The following is a 14,999-nucleotide window of genomic DNA, read 5'->3' as shown; positions in this document are numbered from 1 at the left end:
GGGTGGGTTAGTGGACGGTGACAGTGGCGCCGGGGACGAGGTCGCGGAGTTCCTCGGGGATCTCGGCGCCCATCTCGTCGGCGAGGCGCAGCGCCTCCTCGATCAGCGTCTCCACGATCTGGCCCTCGGGCACGGTCTTGATGACCTGGCCCTTGACGAAGATCTGGCCCTTGCCGTTGCCGGAGGCGACGCCGAGGTCGGCCTCGCGGGCCTCACCCGGGCCGTTCACCACGCAGCCCATGACGGCGACGCGCAGCGGCACCGGCAGCCCCTCCAGGCCGGCGGTGACCTCCTCGGCCAGCTTGTAGACGTCGACCTGGGCCCGCCCGCAGGACGGGCAGGAGACGATTTCCAGGCCCCGCTCGCGCAGGCCCAGCGACTCCAGGATCTGGTTGCCGACCTTGATCTCCTCGACCGGCGGGGCGGAGAGGGAGACCCGGATGGTGTCGCCGATCCCCTCGGCCAGCAGCGCGCCGAAGGCGACCGCCGACTTGATGGTGCCCTGGAACGCCGGGCCGGCCTCGGTGACGCCGAGGTGCAGCGGGTAGTCGCACTGCTCGGCGAGCTGCCGGTACGCCCGGATCATGACCACCGGGTCGTTGTGCTTGACCGAGATCTTGATGTCCCGGAACCCGTGCTCCTCGAAGAGCGAGCACTCCCAGAGCGCCGACTCGACCAGCGCCTCGGCGGTGGCCTTGCCGTACTTGGCGAGCAGCCGCTTGTCCAGCGAGCCGGCGTTCACGCCGATCCGGATCGGCACGCCGGCGGCACCGGCCGCCCGGGCGATCTCCTTGACCTTGTCGTCGAACTGCCGGATGTTGCCCGGGTTGACCCGCACCGCGGCACAGCCGGCGTCGATCGCGGCGAAGACGTACTTCGGCTGGAAGTGGATGTCGGCGATCACCGGGATCTGCGACTTGCGCGCGATCGCGGGCAGCGCCTCGACGTCGTCCTGGCTGGGTACGGCGACCCGGACGATCTGGCAGCCGGACGCGGTCAGCTCGGCGATCTGCTGGAGGGTGGCGTTGACGTCGGAGGTGAGGGTGGTGGTCATCGACTGCACCGAGACCGGCGCACCCCCACCGACCGGCACCGAGCCGACCATGATCTGGCGGCTGGCCCGACGGGGGGCGAGCGGCGGGGGCGGTACGGCGGGCATACCGAGACTGACAGCGGTCACTTCAGGCACTCACCTTGAGAAGAGCGTGATGGGGTTGATGATGTCCGCGGTGGCGGTCAGCAGCGTGAACGCGCCACCGATCAGGATCACCGCGTACGTGAGCGGCATGAGCTTCATGTAGTCCACCCGGCCCGGGTCGCGGCGGCCGATCTTGGCGTACAGCCAGGAGCGGGCGCGCTCGAACCAGGCGATGGCGATGTGGCCGCCGTCGAGGGGCAGCAGCGGCAGCAGGTTGAACACGCCGACGAAGAAGTTCAGCGAGATGAACAGCAGGGGCAGCATCTGCCAGAAGCCGTTCGCCAGCGCCTCGCCGCCGAGCCGGCTGGCGCCGACCACGCTGATCGGGGTGTCCTTGTCCCGCTCGCCGCCGGTGACGGCGGTCCAGAGAGCGGGCACCTTCTCCGGGATCCGCTTCATCGCCTCGTACGTGCCGACGGCGAGGTCCTTGGTGTAGCCGGCGGTGGCCGGGATCGCCTCGATCGGGCCGTACGTGACGGTGGCCGGGACGCCCGGCGGCAGGGACGGGCCGGCGACGCCGAGCGCGGAGACGGTCTTCAGGGCGCCGTTCGGGTCGTCCAGCGGCTTGCGCTGCACGGCGGCCAGGTCGGCCTGGACCTCGCCGCGCACGCCGTCCCGCTCGTACGCGATGGTGGCCTTGCCCGGGGGCAGGTCGCGGACGGTCTTGACCAGGGCGGTGTAGTCGGCCACCGAGGTGCCGTTCACCGCGAGGATCTTGTCGTCGTCGCGCAGCCCGGCCTGCTTGGCGGGGCTGACCGGGTCACCGGGGGCGCACTCGCGCACCGCGTCCGTCGGGATGACGCAGTCCACCACCTTGACGTGCGCGGGCAGCGGGTTGGGCAGGTCCTTGTTCGGCATCCCCACGAACATCGCGACCAGCCAGATGGCGATCACCGCGAGGGCGAAGTGGGTCACCGAGCCGGCGGACATCACGATCGTCCGCTTCCAGACCGGGTAGCGCCACATGGCCCGATGCTCGTCGCCCGGCTCGACGTCGTCGTCCTGCGGCGTCATCCCGACGATCTTGCAGAAGCCGCCGAGCGGGATCGCCTTCAGGCCGTACTCGGTCTCGCCGCGCTTGAACGACCAGATGGTCGGGCCGAAGCCGACGAAGTAGCGGGTGACCTTCATCCCGAAAGCCTTGGCGGTCAGCATGTGACCCGCCTCGTGCAGGCTCACCGAGATGAGAATCCCCAGGGCGATCACGACCACCCCGAGCAGATAGAGCATCAGGCTTCCTTCCCCGACCCCGAGATGATCTTCTGCGCGTGCGCGCGTGCCCACGACTCGGCCGTGAGCACGTCCTCGACGGTACCTGGTTCGCCGAAATCGGGAGCATCCTCCAACACCCGGCGAAGGGTGTCGACGATGCCGAGGAAGGGCAGCCGGCCGGCGACGAACGCCGCGACGCACTCCTCGTTCGCCGCGTTGTAGATCGCCGGGCGGCAGCGGCCGGTCTCGCCGGCGGCCTTGGCCAGGGCGACCGCCGGGAACGCCTCGTCGTCGAGCGGGGCGAACTCCCAGGTGTGCGCGGTGGTCCAGTCGACCGCGGCGGCGGCGTCGGGCACCCGGTCCGGCCAGCCGAGGCCGAGCGCGATCGGCAGCCGCATGTCCGGCGGGCTGGCCTGGGCGAGGGTGGAGCCGTCCACGAACTCGACCATCGAGTGGATCACCGACTGCGGGTGGACCATCACGGTGATGTCGGCGTAGGGCACGTCGAAGAGCTCGTGCGCCTCGATCACCTCCAGCGCCTTGTTGACCATGGTGGCGGAGTTGATCGTGACGACCGGGCCCATGTTCCAGGTCGGGTGGGCCAGCGCCTGCTCGGGCGTGACCTGCGTCAGTTCGTCGCGCCGCTTGCCCCGGAAGGGACCGCCGCTGGCGGTGACGACCAGCCGGCGCACCTCGCCCCGGGCGCCGCCGCGCAGGCACTGGGCCAGCGCGGAGTGCTCCGAGTCCACCGGCACGATCTGCCCCGGCCGCGTCACCGCGGCCTTGACCAGCGGGCCGCCGGCGACGAGGGACTCCTTGTTGGCCAGGGCGAGGGTACGACCGGCGCGCAGCGCCGCCAGCGTCGGCGCGAGCCCGAGGGACCCCACCACCCCGTTGAGTACGACGTCGCAGGGCCACTGCGCCAGCTCGGTCATCGCGTCCGGGCCGGCGACGATCTTCGGCAGCTTGAAGTCCCCGGTGGCCCAGCCACGCCGGCTCGCCTCGGCGTAGAAGGCGAGCTGAAGGTCCTGCGCGGCGGAGGACTTCGCCACCCCGACCGCGTCCACGCCCAGCTCCAGGGCCTGCGCGGCGAGCAGCTCGACGTTGCCGCCACCGGCCCCGAGCGCCACCACCCGGAACCGGTCCGGGTTGCGCCGCACGATGTCGATGGCCTGGGTGCCGATCGAACCGGTGGAGCCGAGCAGAACGAGGTCGCGGGGTGTCGTCACGCCGCCATTCTGCCCCGGCCTCACTGTGCGCCCGCTGGGAGCCTCAGCCCTCGGTGTCCGGGTCCTCGACCGGGGCTTCCTCGTCGAGGAGTTCGGCCGGGTCGAACGACAGCGCGAAGGGCTCCTCCATGGAGAAGTGGGTGCCGGCCGCCGCCGACACCGTCGGCTCGTACGCCCCGCCGGTCAACTCCGACAGCACCACACCGACGCCGCCGTCGCGCAGGTCGACGTGCAGGTGGAACGGCACCGCCACGACGGCGTACACGCCCACCTCCGGTCCGCTCTACCCCCCCCCGTAAAGATGAGCAGCGGAGCGCGACCCGCTCGCCGAGCTATCAGGGGTTGGCGGTGAGGCGGCCGGAAGCAGCGGCACCGGCGAAGGCGGTCCACGCCTCGGGCGCGAAGGTGAGCACCGGCCCCCGGCGGTCCTTGCTGTCGCGCACACCGACGACGTGCAGCAGGTTGGTCGCGACCTCGACGCAGGTGGAGCCGCCGTTGTCGCTGCGGGTGGACTTGCGCCAGACCGCGCCGGTCAGGTCCATGACTTCGCCAACTCCCGAATCAGCTCCCGGGTGGCCCGGCGGGGCAACGCCTCGCCCCGCAGGCTCTCCCACCTCCGCTGAAGGCTAGCAACGTCGTCCGGGCGGTCGGTGACATGCGCCCGCAGCGGATTGTCCAGGTGCGCCACCTCGGCACCGTCGGGTGTCCGCGCCAGGATGAAGGCTCCGGCCAGCCCGGCGTGCATGCCCGCCTCCGCGGGCACCACGTTCAGGTCGACGTGCGCCTGCTCGGTCACCCGGAGCAGGTGCTCGAACTGCTCCACCATCACCGCCGGCTCCCCCACCGCGCGGCGCAGCACCGCCTCGTCGACCACCGCCACGAACTCCGGCGGCTGCTCCCGGCCCAGCACGGACTGCCGCTCCATCCGGGAGGTGATGCGCTGCTCCACCTCGCCCTCCCGCAGCATCCGGCCGCCGCGCAGCACCGCGCGGGCGTACGCCTCCGTCTGCAACAGGCCGGGGATGAGGGACGGCTCGAACCAGCGGATCAGGGTCGCCTCCCGCTCGACGCTGATCCACTCGCGCAGCCACGGCGGTGCGGCGTCGGCGCGGACCAGGGTGAGCAGCCGTTCGAAGAGACCGCCGGCCTCCAGCGCCGCGTCGACCCGGGCGATGAAGTCCTGCGAGGGGGTGCGGTGGCCGATCTCCACCATCCCGACCAGGGACGACGAGTAGCTGATCCGCTGGGCCAGATCCTCCTGGCTCAGCCCGTGCTCCTTCCGCGCCCGCCGCAGCTCCGCGCCGAGGAATTCCAGCGTCGACATCGGGCCGTTGCCCATCACACCTCCACCACACACCGCCCACCGGGCGCTAACGCCCACCACCGCGCCCGGGCCTGCCGGCACGGCCGGCGCTGAGGTCGCGCGCCACCTTCCGACCGTAGTCGCGTCCACAGCAGAGTGTGAACAGGCGCGAGGAAGGAAGAGGCGCATGAGCAAGGAGCCGAAGCGGGTACCACTGGCACCACGACACCGGCGGAACTGGTGGCGCTGGGGCAGGTACTGCACCTGCGGGCTGCGCTGGCCGTGCCCGGACCGGCTCGGCGGCGTACCCGTGATGGCGCTGCCCGCGCACCGCAACCAGCGGTGGACCCGTTCCCGCGCCCTGCGCCGGGAAAGCACGGTGGGCGTGAGCGCCCGGGGCCACGCCCAGGGGGCGAACGGGAGCCACGGGTGACGCGACCGGACCAGACGCCACTGGTGTCGATCGGCGAACTGGCGACGATCCCCGAGGCGGACTACTGCTACGGAACCGGACCGCTGCGGCTGCGGGTCACCCAGGCTCCCGCCGGCCTCACCCACCCCGGCCTGGAATGGGTCGAGCTGACCGGCGTAGAGATCCGGCCCGACTCGACCGAGGCCCGTGGCGGCCGACCCCGCACGGCGCTGGTCCGGGTCGCCGCGCTTCGCAGCCGGTCGGCCGGTGGCGAGACGTGAACGGCGCTGCACCGTCTTACGCCGACCTCGCGCGGCACGTCGCGGCCCGTCCCACCTGGCGGTGCCGGCGGTGCGCCGCACCCTGGCCCTGCCCACCGGCCAAGCTCCACCTGCGCCGGGAGTTCGCCCACGACCGCCCGGCACTGGCCATCTACCTGTGCCTGCTCATGCACGACGCGATCGCCGACGCGCTCCGGGTCGGCTCGGGAGAGGCCGATCCGGCCGGCTACTTCGTCCGGTTCATCGGCTGGACGCGCCCATGGCCGCAGGAGTCCGAGGATCGACCCGGAACCTGAACCGCGGCGTTCCGGTGCCAGGTGGTGAGGCGGCCGTACAGCCGCCAGCAGTGCCGCACGACCCGCCGAAACAGCAGCTTCGGCACCAGCCAGTAGGCGAGCGAGCCCACGCCCAGCAAGGTCAGCGGCCACGCCCGCGCGCCGGTTAGCAGTCCGAACGCTCCCAGCAGGGCCAGCACCGCCGTCGGCACCTGGATGGCGAGCATGGGCGGCATGGACGACCGCAGCGCGGCGGCGAGCCGGTCCCGGTCGGGGACGGCGTCGAATGTGATCATCACGAGCGGACACCCGAGGCCCGGCGCTGCAGCTCCGCTGCCCCTGCCTCACGGCGAGTCGCAGGGAGCACGACGTATACCTGGTGAGCGATATACCTCAGAGGCATAAATATGCCTCTGAGGTATATCGCTCACGGGCATGTCCGGGAGGTGGGCACTACCTTCCGTGACCGATTCGACGGGCTACCTGCCGCTGGACGGCCCGCGGCCCCGGCTCGGCCGGATCGGCGGTGAGCAACCCCCGGCCGCACCAACCGGCCCCGAGCAGCGCCGGCAGGACGGCGGGAGGTCAGGCGTCGGCGCGGCGGACGAACGTCTCCAGCACCTCGCCGCCGTACCAGTCGGTGCGCTGCCCGAGGTGGGTCATGCCGAGCCGGCGGGCCACCCCCATCGACGCCTCGTTGCCGGGCGAGACGACGGCGTACACCTGCGGGGTGCCGGCGGCGAACTCACGGGCCAGCACCGCGCTGGCCGCCTCGGTGGCGTACCCGTGCCCCCAGGAGTCCGGGTGCAGGTGCCAGCCGACCTCGATGTCGTCGGTCTCCGTCACGTCGTCCGCGCCGGGCAGCGGCTTGAGGATCAGCGTGCCGGCGACCCGGCCGGTGTCGCGGACCTCGATCGCCCAGGTGCCGTACCGCCCGCCGTGGCCGGCGTGCCGTTTGCGCCAGATGGCCAGCCGGTCCCGGGCCTGGGCGGGGTCCGTCAGCGGCAGGCCGGAGGCGGCCAGCCAGCGGGTGATCTCGGTACGGGAGTAGATGTCGAAGATCCGATCCAGGTCCGCCGGGGTGTCGGTCCAGTCCCGCAGCACCAGGCGTTCCGTCGTGAGCACCGTCATGCCGCGCGATCGTAATGCGTGCGCGGGCCCGGGAGGGGGAAGGAGATCGCGATGGGTGAGGCATGGCAGCGCACGAAGCGGATCACCAGCGCCGCGTTCCGGCCGGTACGCGGCCGGGACCTCTCGCTGCACGCCGCCGCGATCACCTTCTACGGGGCGATCGCCGTGGTGCCGGTGGCGCTGCTGGCGATCTGGCTCACCTCGCTGCTGGCCGGGGGCGACCGGGTACGCCGGCTCACCTCGTACGCGGTGAACACGCTGCCTGACGCGATCGGGGCGCCCCGGGCGGTGGAGGCGCTGGTCGCGGCCGGGGTGGAGTTGACCCCGCTGCTCGCGCTGGCCTCCCTGCTGCCGGCGTCGCTCTACGGCGAGGGGCTGCGCCGCGCGTTCGTGTCCGTCGCCATCCCGCCCAACCCCGACGAGTCGCTGGTCGGCTGGCGCGGCCGGCTGCTGCTGCTGCCGCTGCTCGCCCCGGCCCCGGCGCTGCTGCTCTCCATCCTGATCGCCCTGCCCACCACCACCCGCCTGGTCCGGCAGGGCGGCTGGATCGGCGCGCTCGGCGTGGTGCTGTCGTTCCTGGGGGTGTGGCTGGTGCTCACCCCGGTGGTGATGTGGGTGTTCCGGGTGGTCGGGCCGGCCTCCCCGGACTGGCTCTCCACCCTCGCCGTCGGCTCGTTCACCGCGGCGAACCTCGCCGGTTTCCTGCACGGTTTCGTGCTGTTCGCCTCGCTCCCGATCGACCTGGGGGCACCCTTCGGCGGCTTCGACGAGGTCGGTGGCGGCGTGGCGGTGCTGCTCTGGCTCTACCTGTTCCACGTGATCGTGCTGGCCGGCTACTCCGCCACCCTGGCGCTGAGCCGCTGGCGGGCCATCCGCGCCGCCGCAGCCACCCAGCGCTGAAGCCGCCCGCCGCAGAGCCGCCCAGCGCTGAAGCCCTCCCGCCCGGGGCCCCGCAGCACTAGGCTGCCCGGGCATGAGCGAAGCGAGTGAGCTGCCGGCCCGCGCCGACGTCGTGATCGTCGGATCCGGGCACAACGGGCTGGTCTCGGCCATCCTGCTGGCCCGCGCCGGGCTGGACGTGCTGGTGCTGGAGGCGGCGGAGGTGATCGGCGGGGCCACCCGCACCGAGAACCCGTTCCCCAAGGTCCCCGGGCTGCGTCACTCCACCGGGTCGTACCTGCTCGGGCTGATGCCGCCGGAGCTGCTCGCCACGCTCGACGTGCGGATCCCGGTGCTGCGCCGCGACCCGCACTACTTCCTGCCCACGCCCGGCGGCGTCGGCTCGCCGTACCTGCTCTTCGGCAGCGACACCGCGGGGACGCGCAAGCAGCTCGCCGAGTTCTTCTCCCCCGCCGACGCCGCGGCCGACGACGCGTTGCAGGCCGAGCTGGCCCAGCTGCGCGAGGACCTGGCCCCGGCCTGGCTGGCCGAGCCGCTGCCGGTGGAGGAGACCGCCGAGCGCTACGTCCGCCCGGCCCTGCGGCAGGTCTTCGTGGACCTGGTGCGCGGCTCGGTCGCCGACCACCTGGCCCGCTTCGACTTCCGCTCCGAGCTGCTGGTCAGCATGTACGCGGTCACCGACGGCCTCTCCGGCCTCAACGCCGGCCCGGACGACCCCGGCACCGGGCACAACTTCCTGGTGCACAACATGTGCCGGCTGCCCGGGGCCGACGGCACCTGGATGATCGCGCGGGGCGGCATGGGCACCGTCTCCCGGACCTTCGCCGAGGCCGCCCGCGCCGCCGGGGCCACCATCGCCACGGGTACGCCGGTGACCGGGGTGACCCTGGACGCCGGCGGCGCGGCGAGCGGGGTGACCCTCGCCGACGGCCGGCACGTCGCCGCCCCGGTGGTGCTCGGCGCCTGCGATCCGTACCGGCTGATGGAGCTGCTGCCCGACGGCGCGCTCCCGGCGCCGCTGCACCAGCGGATGACGGCCGTCCGCCGTCCCGGCACCACCCTGAAGCTGAACCTGGCGCTGACCGGGCTGCCCCGCTTCGGCTGCCTGCCCGAGGGTGCGCCGAGCCCGTTCGGCTCCACCATCCACCTGCTGCCCGGCTCGGCCTCGCTGGTCGGCGGGGGCGGCGAGGCGCCGATGGCCGCGCTGCGCGCGATGTGGGCGGACGTGCAGGCCGGCCGGCTGCCCGAGGAGCCCACCATCGAGTGGTACCTGCACACCACCGTCGACCCATCGCTCTCCGACGACGCCGGGCACCACTCGTCGGCGCTCTTCGTCCAGTCCGTGCCCTACGAGCTGGCCGGCACCACCTGGGACGAGGCCCTGCCCGGGTACGTCGAGAAGCTGATCGCCATCTGTGAGCGGTACGCCCCGGGCACCGCCGACCTGATCGCCGACGCGGTGCCGCTGCCCCCGCCCGGCATCGAGGCGCACTTCGGCATCACCGGTGGCCACATCCACCACGTCGACAACACCGTCTCGTTCACCGACCGGATGCCGTACGCCACCGGCGTGGACGGCGTCTACGCGGGCAGCGCCGGCTGCCACCCGGCCGGCAGCGTCATCGGCGCGGCCGGTCACAACGCCGCCCAGCGCATCCTCGCCGACCTGGGCCGCTGACCTCACCCCCGGCCTCGGTCGGGGGGCAGATCGCCGGGGCGGTGGATGAGGGAGAGGCCGACGAGGAGCAGGTAGAGGACGAGGCTGAGGATCGGGTCGACGAAGACGAAGGCGAAGGCGGTCAGGTACAGCACCGGGCGCAGCAGCAACCGCCGCGAGACCGCCCGGGCCAGCTGGGGATCCAGGTCGGGATGGAGCAGCCGCCGCCTCCGCGCCCACCACCAGCTCAGGTTGAAGAAGAGCGACTCGCCGAGCACGGTGCCGAGGTAGAGGGCCGCGGTCAGCCGCTGCTCGTTCTCACTGCTGCGCAGGTTCTCCGCCAGCAGGTCGGCGGTGAACGGGATGGCGGCCACGAAGAGCAGCACGAGCAGGTTGAGCACCAGCAGCAGCTGGTCGACCCGGACCACGTACCGCCACATGTTGTGATGGCCGAGCCAGATCTGGCCGGCGATCCCGAAGGTGATCACGTACGCCAGGTAGGACGGCCACGCCTGGGCGAGGGCGTCGGGAAGCTCCCGCCCGCCCGGGCGGGGCCGTTCTGCAGCAGTTCGACGGCCATCACCGTCAGCACGACCGCGAAGACCCCGTCGCTGAACGTCTCCACCCGGGAGGCGTCCCGGACCATCTCCCGGTTCCGCCGGAACCGGTACCCGCTCCTGTCCGCGCCGTCGGCCACGCCGCCCCCTTCTCCGACCTGATGGTCACCCGGCGGGGGCGGCGGGCGCGGGGAAACCGTTAGCTCAGCGCCTCCCCGGCCGGCGCCGGGGTCTGCTCGTCGGCGCGGTGCGCGCGGACCTTGTGGCCGACGCTGGTCAGGCAGCGCCCGCTGGGCAGGTCGAACTTCCAGCCGTGCAGCTGGCAGGTGAGCTGGTCGCCGTCGACGATGCCGAACCGGCTCAGGTCCGCCTTCAGGTGCGGGCAGCGGCGCTGCACCACCCAGTCGCCGATGGTGATGTCCTCCGCGTCGACGGCCCGCTCGTGCTCGTCGTACCAGCCCTCGGCGTACTGGAGGCGCTCCTCGGACAGGCACTTGAAGAAGGCGTAGACGAACTCGTTGTACTGGCCGATCCGGGCCGCCGAGAAGCGGCAGGAGAGGAAGAGGGAGTTGACCCAGTCCACCTCGCCGATGTGCAGCAGGTGCTCGATCAGCGCCCGCTCGGTACGGAAGCGGTAGCGCACCTTCTCGTCGGCGTACGGGCGGACCTCCTTGCCCGGGAAGTCCACCACGATCGACTCGACGCTCTCGCCGTCGTAGCCGACCAGGTCGAAGCGGACCGGGCCGCCGACGCCCTTGGCCAGGTAGATCGACTCGTCCAGCAGCGGCTCGATGCGGCGCTTCATCTCGCCGAGCACGTCCACCTCGGGGTGCCGCCAGGACGCCTTCTCCGCCTCGATGATCGGGCGCTTGCGCTCCCGCATCTCCTCCAGGTGCGCGGTCTTGTTCGCGAAGAACTCCTCCACCGGCACCGGGTGGGTGGTGCTGGCGCCCTGCGTGGTCACCTCGGCGACGCTGGCCGGCAGCAGCACGATGCCGTTGGTGCCGCCCACCTTGGCGTACTCCGCCATGAAGACGGACTGGTCGGGGAAGATGTTGCCCTCGTCGCCGTGGATGTCGTTGAACTGCCACAGCGCGTCGTCGAGGAAGCACGGCGGGCCGGCGATCGGGAAGACGTGGTCGGCCTTCAGGTCGTCGATGTAACGCCAGGTGCGGTCGAACTGCCGGTCCCGCTTCTGCTTGCCGAACGCGGTCTTCGCCGCCTGCGGCAGCTCGTAGACCATCGGGTACCAGATCGCGCCGGAGAACTGCAGCAGGTGCGCGTGCACGTGGCCCAGCTCGGCGAAGACGCTCAGGTCGGTCGGGCGGGCGTCGTTCTGGTTGAGCAGCCGGACGCCGTCGTACTCCACCCAGAGCGAGGAGTCGCCGATCGGGCCGTCGGTCGGGCTGGTCAGCGCCTGGATCATGATCTTCAGGCCGCCGTCGAGCTCCACGACCTGCTCGTTCGGGGCCTTCAGGAACTTCGTGAAGCCCAGCGCCCGCAGCTCGTCCTCCATCTCCGAGGTGGGGAACTCGGGGAGCAGCACCGTGGCGTCCTTGGAGACGTACCGCTTGAGGTGGGCGGCGTCGAAGTGGTCACGGTGCAGGTGCGAGACGTACAGGTAGTCGACGTCGCCGAGCGCCTCCCAGTCGAGCTGGGAGTTGTCGGGGAAGGGGAACCACGAGGCGAAGTAGGCGGGGTTGACCCACGGGTCGCACAGGATGCTGCCCGCGGCCGTGTCGATCCGCATGCTGGCATGTCCCGTACCGGTCACTCGCACCGCAGTCCCCCTCAAAACGACAATCAAGGTGTACGTCAGAACGCTACCGGAGGCAGTCCGGCCGCCGACCCGCGACGCCGGTACCGCCGCTGCGCCCGCCCCTGGCCGGGTCCGTCGGCCCGGGCCGCCCGGCGGTGTCCCGCCCGCGTACCCCCATCAGGCCGGACCCTTCGCCGGGCCCCGTACGGGGCGTGCCAGACTAACCGGAGATCCGATCGCGAGGGAAGGACCGACAGTGGCAGGAAGCGAGCCGGTAACCGCGCCAGATCAGCACAAGCCCGGGCACCGCAGGTCCGGACGGATCGGCGCGGTGGTCTCCGCGTTGGCGCTGCTGGCGATGCTGTGCGGCAACCACGAGGGCAGGGTCGAGGACATCTGGCTGGTCGGCCTGGCCGCGCTGCTGCTGGCGATCGTCATCGGCGACGTCGTGCTGCGCCGCAACGGCCTGCGCTCCTGACCCGACCGGCGCGCCGGACCGGACACGTACGAAGGGCCCACCCCCGTCGGGGGTGGGCCCTTCGTCACATCGGTCCTCGCCGGGCCGGTCAGCGGCCGAAGAGGATGTCCTGCACGTCCTTGAGGGCGGCGTCGACCTCGGCCTCGAAGTAGCCGCCCGGCACCAGCCCGAAGCGCAGGGTGTCCAGGTCTTTCGGGTTCACCGGCATCGGGTTGCGCCCCTGCATGCCGCCGAGCAGGGTCTCGAAGAACCGGTCCACCTGGTCCGGGTCGTACCCGCTGCCGAAGCGGCGCACCTGGAAGCTGCGCCGAATCTGGTCCACCCGGTAGAGGTCGCTGCCGGGCGGGCCGGCCATCGGCGGGCCACCCACCGGCGGACCGGCCATCGGCGGCGGACCGGCCATCGGCGGCGGGCCACCCAGCGCCGGCTGCTGCATGGGCGGCGGGCCGGCCGGGCCACGCCCGCGCATGTCGCGCAGCTCCCGCTCCGGCATCCGGATCTCGGCGGTCATGTCGGTGCGGCCGTGCCGGCCCGCCTCGAAACCGTCGAACCGCGGCTCCTCCGGCGCACCGTAGCCACCGGGAGCGCCCTCCGGCGCGCCGTAGCCGCCCGGACCGGCGGGCAGGCCGCGCTGCGGCGGGCCGCCGTGCCCCATCTGACCGCCCGGACCCATCGGGGCACCGGGGCCCGGACCGGCCGGGCCACGCGGCGCGTCGTACCCGCCCCGGGGGGCGTCGTAGCCGCCGGCGAAGGCGCCGGTGGGCTCGTCGTAGCGGTTGCCGTAGCCCTGCGGGCCGGCCTGGGCCGGCATGGCACGCGGCGGGAGCGGCTGCGGCACCGGCGACAGGCCGCGGTGGTCGTCACGCATCGGCGGGCCGAGGCGGTCGGCGCCCCGCGGGTCGGCGCCGCGGCCGGCCAAGCCGCTGCGCTCCTCCAGCTCGGCCAGCTGCCGCTCGACCCGATCCAGGTGCAGGTCGACCTGCCACTCGTCGTAGCCGTTGAAGCGGACCCGGAAGACGACGTCGTGGACCTCCTGGGAGGCCACGGGCGCGCCGACCGGCTGGCCGGCGAGTGTCGCCTCGACCCGGTCCAGGAAGGCGTCCACCTCGTCGACCTTGTATCCCCGGCGGAGCGCCTTACGCCGGAAACGCTGACCCTGACTCGCCACTATGTCTCCTGGTCTCGTCGCTACGCCCGGTCACGCCCGCGCGGCGCGTCGGTGTCCCTGTCCTCGGCGGCAGCCAACTGCCCGCACGCGCCGTCGATCTCGCGCCCCCGGGTGTCTCGCACCGTCGTGGAGACCCCGGCCTCGCGGAGTCGCCGGACGAACTCCCGTTCGACCGGCTTCGAGCTCGCGTCCCAGCGGCTGCCGGGTGTCGGGTTGAGCGGGATGAGGTTCACGTGGGCCAACTTGCCGGCCAGCAGCCGCCCGAGCAGGTCCGCCCGCCACGGCTGGTCGTTCACGTCCTTGATCATCGCGTACTCGATCGACACGCGGCGCCCCGTCCGGGCCGCGTAGTCCCACGCTGCGTCCAGCACCTCGGCTACCTTCCAGCGCTGGTTGACCGGCACGAGTTCGTCGCGCAGATCATCATCGGGCGCGTGCAGCGACAGCGCAAGGGTCACTGAGAGGTCTTCGCTGGCCAGTCGGCGGATGGCCGGAACCAGGCCGACCGTGGAAACGGTGATGTGCCGCTGCGACAGGCCCAGCCCCTCGGGGGCCGGCGCGACCAGCCGGCGGATCGCCGCGATCACCCGGTTGTAGTTCGCCAGCGGCTCGCCCATGCCCATGAAGACGACGTGCGACAGCCGCGGGGGCGAGCCCGCCACCGCGCCGGAGGCCGCCACCCCGGCCAGGTACACCGCCTGGTCGACGATCTCCGCGGTGGAGAGGTTGCGGGTGAGGCCGGCCTGACCGGTGGCGCAGAACGGGCACGCCATGCCGCAGCCGGCCTGGCTGGAGATGCAGACGGTGACCCGGTCCGGGTAACCCATCAGCACGCTCTCCACCAGCGAGCCGTCGTGCAGCCGCCAGAGCGCCTTGCGGGTGGCGCCGTCGTCGCAGGCCATCTCGCGGACCGGGTTGAGCAGGGTCGGCAGCAGCGCGCCGGCCAGCCGCTCCCGGCTCGCCGCCGGCAGGTCGGTCATCAACTCCGGGTCGCGTACCAGCCGGCCGAAGTAGTGGTTGGAGACCTGCTTGGCCCGGAAGGCCGGCTCGCCCAGCTCGGTCACCAGCGCCTGCCGGCCCGGCAGGTCCAGGTCGGCGAGGTGGCGGGGAGGCATCGTGGGCCGCCGCCCGGGGGCGTCGGGGTCTACGGGGATCACAGGCAGGCTCGTCATGGCCGGTCCAGTCTGTCACGCCGACCGCGGAACACACCCCTCCGGAGGTGCCGAATCGACCCCCACCGGGCGGGCGACACGCTCTGCCGGACGTGATTCATGCCTCAGCCCACCACCGGCACGAAGACCGCCAGCAGCAGGTACGCGGTGGGAACGGCGAAGAGGATCGAGTCGAGCCGGTCCATCAGGCCACCGTGCCCGGGCAGCAGGTTGCTCATGTCCTTCACGCCCAGGTCACGCTTGATCATGGACTCGCCGAGGTCGCCG

General features: G+C 72.4%; 17 protein-coding genes and 1 pseudogene. 5 read left to right on the top strand and 13 right to left on the bottom strand.

The window, feature by feature from the left end:
* Positions 1–7: 7 nt before the first annotated feature.
* The 6 genes from ispG to ACSNN7_RS26070 form a co-directional block, all read right to left on the bottom strand.
* Complete coding sequence (gene ispG / locus ACSNN7_RS26095; RefSeq protein ID WP_436683593.1) at positions 8–1,180, bottom strand: flavodoxin-dependent (E)-4-hydroxy-3-methylbut-2-enyl-diphosphate synthase; 1,173 nt, start codon at positions 1,178–1,180, stop codon at positions 8–10.
* A 9-nt stretch (positions 1,181–1,189) separates the two neighbouring features.
* Positions 1,190–2,428, bottom strand: a complete 1,239-nt coding sequence (locus ACSNN7_RS26090; RefSeq protein WP_436683592.1) for a M50 family metallopeptidase — start codon at positions 2,426–2,428, stop codon at positions 1,190–1,192.
* On the bottom strand, positions 2,428–3,639 hold the full coding sequence (gene dxr, locus ACSNN7_RS26085; protein WP_436683591.1) for a 1-deoxy-D-xylulose-5-phosphate reductoisomerase: 1,212 nt from the start codon (positions 3,637–3,639) through the stop codon (positions 2,428–2,430). Before dxr ends, ACSNN7_RS26090 begins: the two co-directional genes overlap by 1 nt.
* Before the next feature lie 43 nt (positions 3,640–3,682).
* Positions 3,683–3,904, bottom strand: coding sequence for a hypothetical protein (locus tag ACSNN7_RS26080; protein ID WP_436683590.1), 222 nt, complete (start codon positions 3,902–3,904; stop codon positions 3,683–3,685).
* 70 nt (positions 3,905–3,974) lie between these two features.
* On the bottom strand, positions 3,975–4,181 hold the full coding sequence (locus ACSNN7_RS26075; protein ID WP_436683589.1) for a DUF397 domain-containing protein: 207 nt from the start codon (positions 4,179–4,181) through the stop codon (positions 3,975–3,977).
* Complete coding sequence (locus ACSNN7_RS26070) at positions 4,172–4,978, bottom strand: helix-turn-helix domain-containing protein (RefSeq protein ID WP_436683588.1); 807 nt, start codon at positions 4,976–4,978, stop codon at positions 4,172–4,174. Before ACSNN7_RS26070 ends, ACSNN7_RS26075 begins: the two co-directional genes overlap by 10 nt.
* Before the next feature lie 151 nt (positions 4,979–5,129).
* Between ACSNN7_RS26070 and ACSNN7_RS26065 the strand changes: the two genes are divergently transcribed.
* Positions 5,130–5,375, top strand: coding sequence for a hypothetical protein (locus tag ACSNN7_RS26065; protein WP_436683587.1), 246 nt, complete (start codon positions 5,130–5,132; stop codon positions 5,373–5,375).
* Positions 5,372–5,635: a hypothetical protein gene (locus ACSNN7_RS26060; protein WP_436683585.1), complete on the top strand. Its 264-nt coding sequence runs from the start codon at positions 5,372–5,374 to the stop codon at positions 5,633–5,635. The genes ACSNN7_RS26065 and ACSNN7_RS26060 overlap by 4 nt, the downstream gene beginning before the upstream one ends.
* A gap of 226 nt (positions 5,636–5,861) precedes the next feature.
* Here ACSNN7_RS26060 and ACSNN7_RS26055 read toward each other — a convergent pair whose 3' ends face one another.
* A complete protein-coding gene (locus tag ACSNN7_RS26055; RefSeq protein WP_436683584.1) occupies positions 5,862–6,209 on the bottom strand; it encodes a hypothetical protein in 348 nt (115 codons plus the stop codon).
* 286 nt (positions 6,210–6,495) lie between these two features.
* Entirely contained in the window at positions 6,496–7,041 is a 546-nt protein-coding gene (locus ACSNN7_RS26050; protein ID WP_436683583.1) for a GNAT family N-acetyltransferase, read from the bottom strand.
* Between the two features lie 51 nt (positions 7,042–7,092).
* On the opposite strand from ACSNN7_RS26050, the gene ACSNN7_RS26045 reads away from it, so the two are divergent.
* Both ACSNN7_RS26045 and ACSNN7_RS26040 read left to right on the top strand, forming a co-directional pair.
* Positions 7,093–7,941, top strand: a complete 849-nt coding sequence (locus ACSNN7_RS26045; RefSeq protein ID WP_436683582.1) for a YhjD/YihY/BrkB family envelope integrity protein — start codon at positions 7,093–7,095, stop codon at positions 7,939–7,941.
* 73 nt (positions 7,942–8,014) lie between these two features.
* Positions 8,015–9,619: a phytoene desaturase family protein gene (locus ACSNN7_RS26040; protein ID WP_436683580.1), complete on the top strand. Its 1,605-nt coding sequence runs from the start codon at positions 8,015–8,017 to the stop codon at positions 9,617–9,619.
* A gap of 2 nt (positions 9,620–9,621) precedes the next feature.
* Here ACSNN7_RS26040 and ACSNN7_RS26035 read toward each other — a convergent pair.
* Together ACSNN7_RS26035 and ACSNN7_RS26030 are read right to left on the bottom strand one after the other, a co-directional pair.
* A pseudogene (locus ACSNN7_RS26035) lies at positions 9,622–10,244 on the bottom strand (TMEM175 family protein).
* A 110-nt stretch (positions 10,245–10,354) separates the two neighbouring features.
* Positions 10,355–11,935 (bottom strand): Rieske 2Fe-2S domain-containing protein, encoded by a 1,581-nt coding sequence (locus ACSNN7_RS26030; protein ID WP_436683579.1) that lies wholly within the window; start codon positions 11,933–11,935, stop codon positions 10,355–10,357.
* A gap of 235 nt (positions 11,936–12,170) precedes the next feature.
* Between ACSNN7_RS26030 and ACSNN7_RS26025 the strand changes: the two genes are divergently transcribed.
* Entirely contained in the window at positions 12,171–12,392 is a 222-nt protein-coding gene (locus tag ACSNN7_RS26025; RefSeq protein WP_436683577.1) for a DUF2631 domain-containing protein, read from the top strand.
* An 88-nt stretch (positions 12,393–12,480) separates the two neighbouring features.
* On the opposite strand, the gene ACSNN7_RS26020 is transcribed toward ACSNN7_RS26025, so the two are convergent.
* The 3 genes from ACSNN7_RS26020 to ACSNN7_RS26010 all read right to left on the bottom strand — a co-directional run.
* Positions 12,481–13,560: a DivIVA domain-containing protein gene (locus ACSNN7_RS26020; protein ID WP_436683576.1), complete on the bottom strand. Its 1,080-nt coding sequence runs from the start codon at positions 13,558–13,560 to the stop codon at positions 12,481–12,483.
* Positions 13,561–13,580: 20 nt separating this feature from the next.
* A complete protein-coding gene (gene rlmN / locus ACSNN7_RS26015; RefSeq protein WP_436683575.1) occupies positions 13,581–14,732 on the bottom strand; it encodes a 23S rRNA (adenine(2503)-C(2))-methyltransferase RlmN in 1,152 nt (383 codons plus the stop codon).
* 104 nt (positions 14,733–14,836) lie between these two features.
* Positions 14,837–14,999, bottom strand: a 163-nt coding sequence (locus tag ACSNN7_RS26010; protein ID WP_436683595.1) for a phosphatidate cytidylyltransferase, incomplete at its 5' end; no start/stop codon positions are given.

It is taken from the genome of Micromonospora sp. URMC 105, from assembly GCF_051386295.1.
In the GTDB taxonomy this organism is placed as follows: Bacteria; Actinomycetota; Actinomycetes; order Mycobacteriales; family Micromonosporaceae; genus Micromonospora.
The sequence above is the reverse complement of the archived record's forward strand: the minus strand, read 5'-3'. Positions and strand labels throughout refer to the sequence as shown.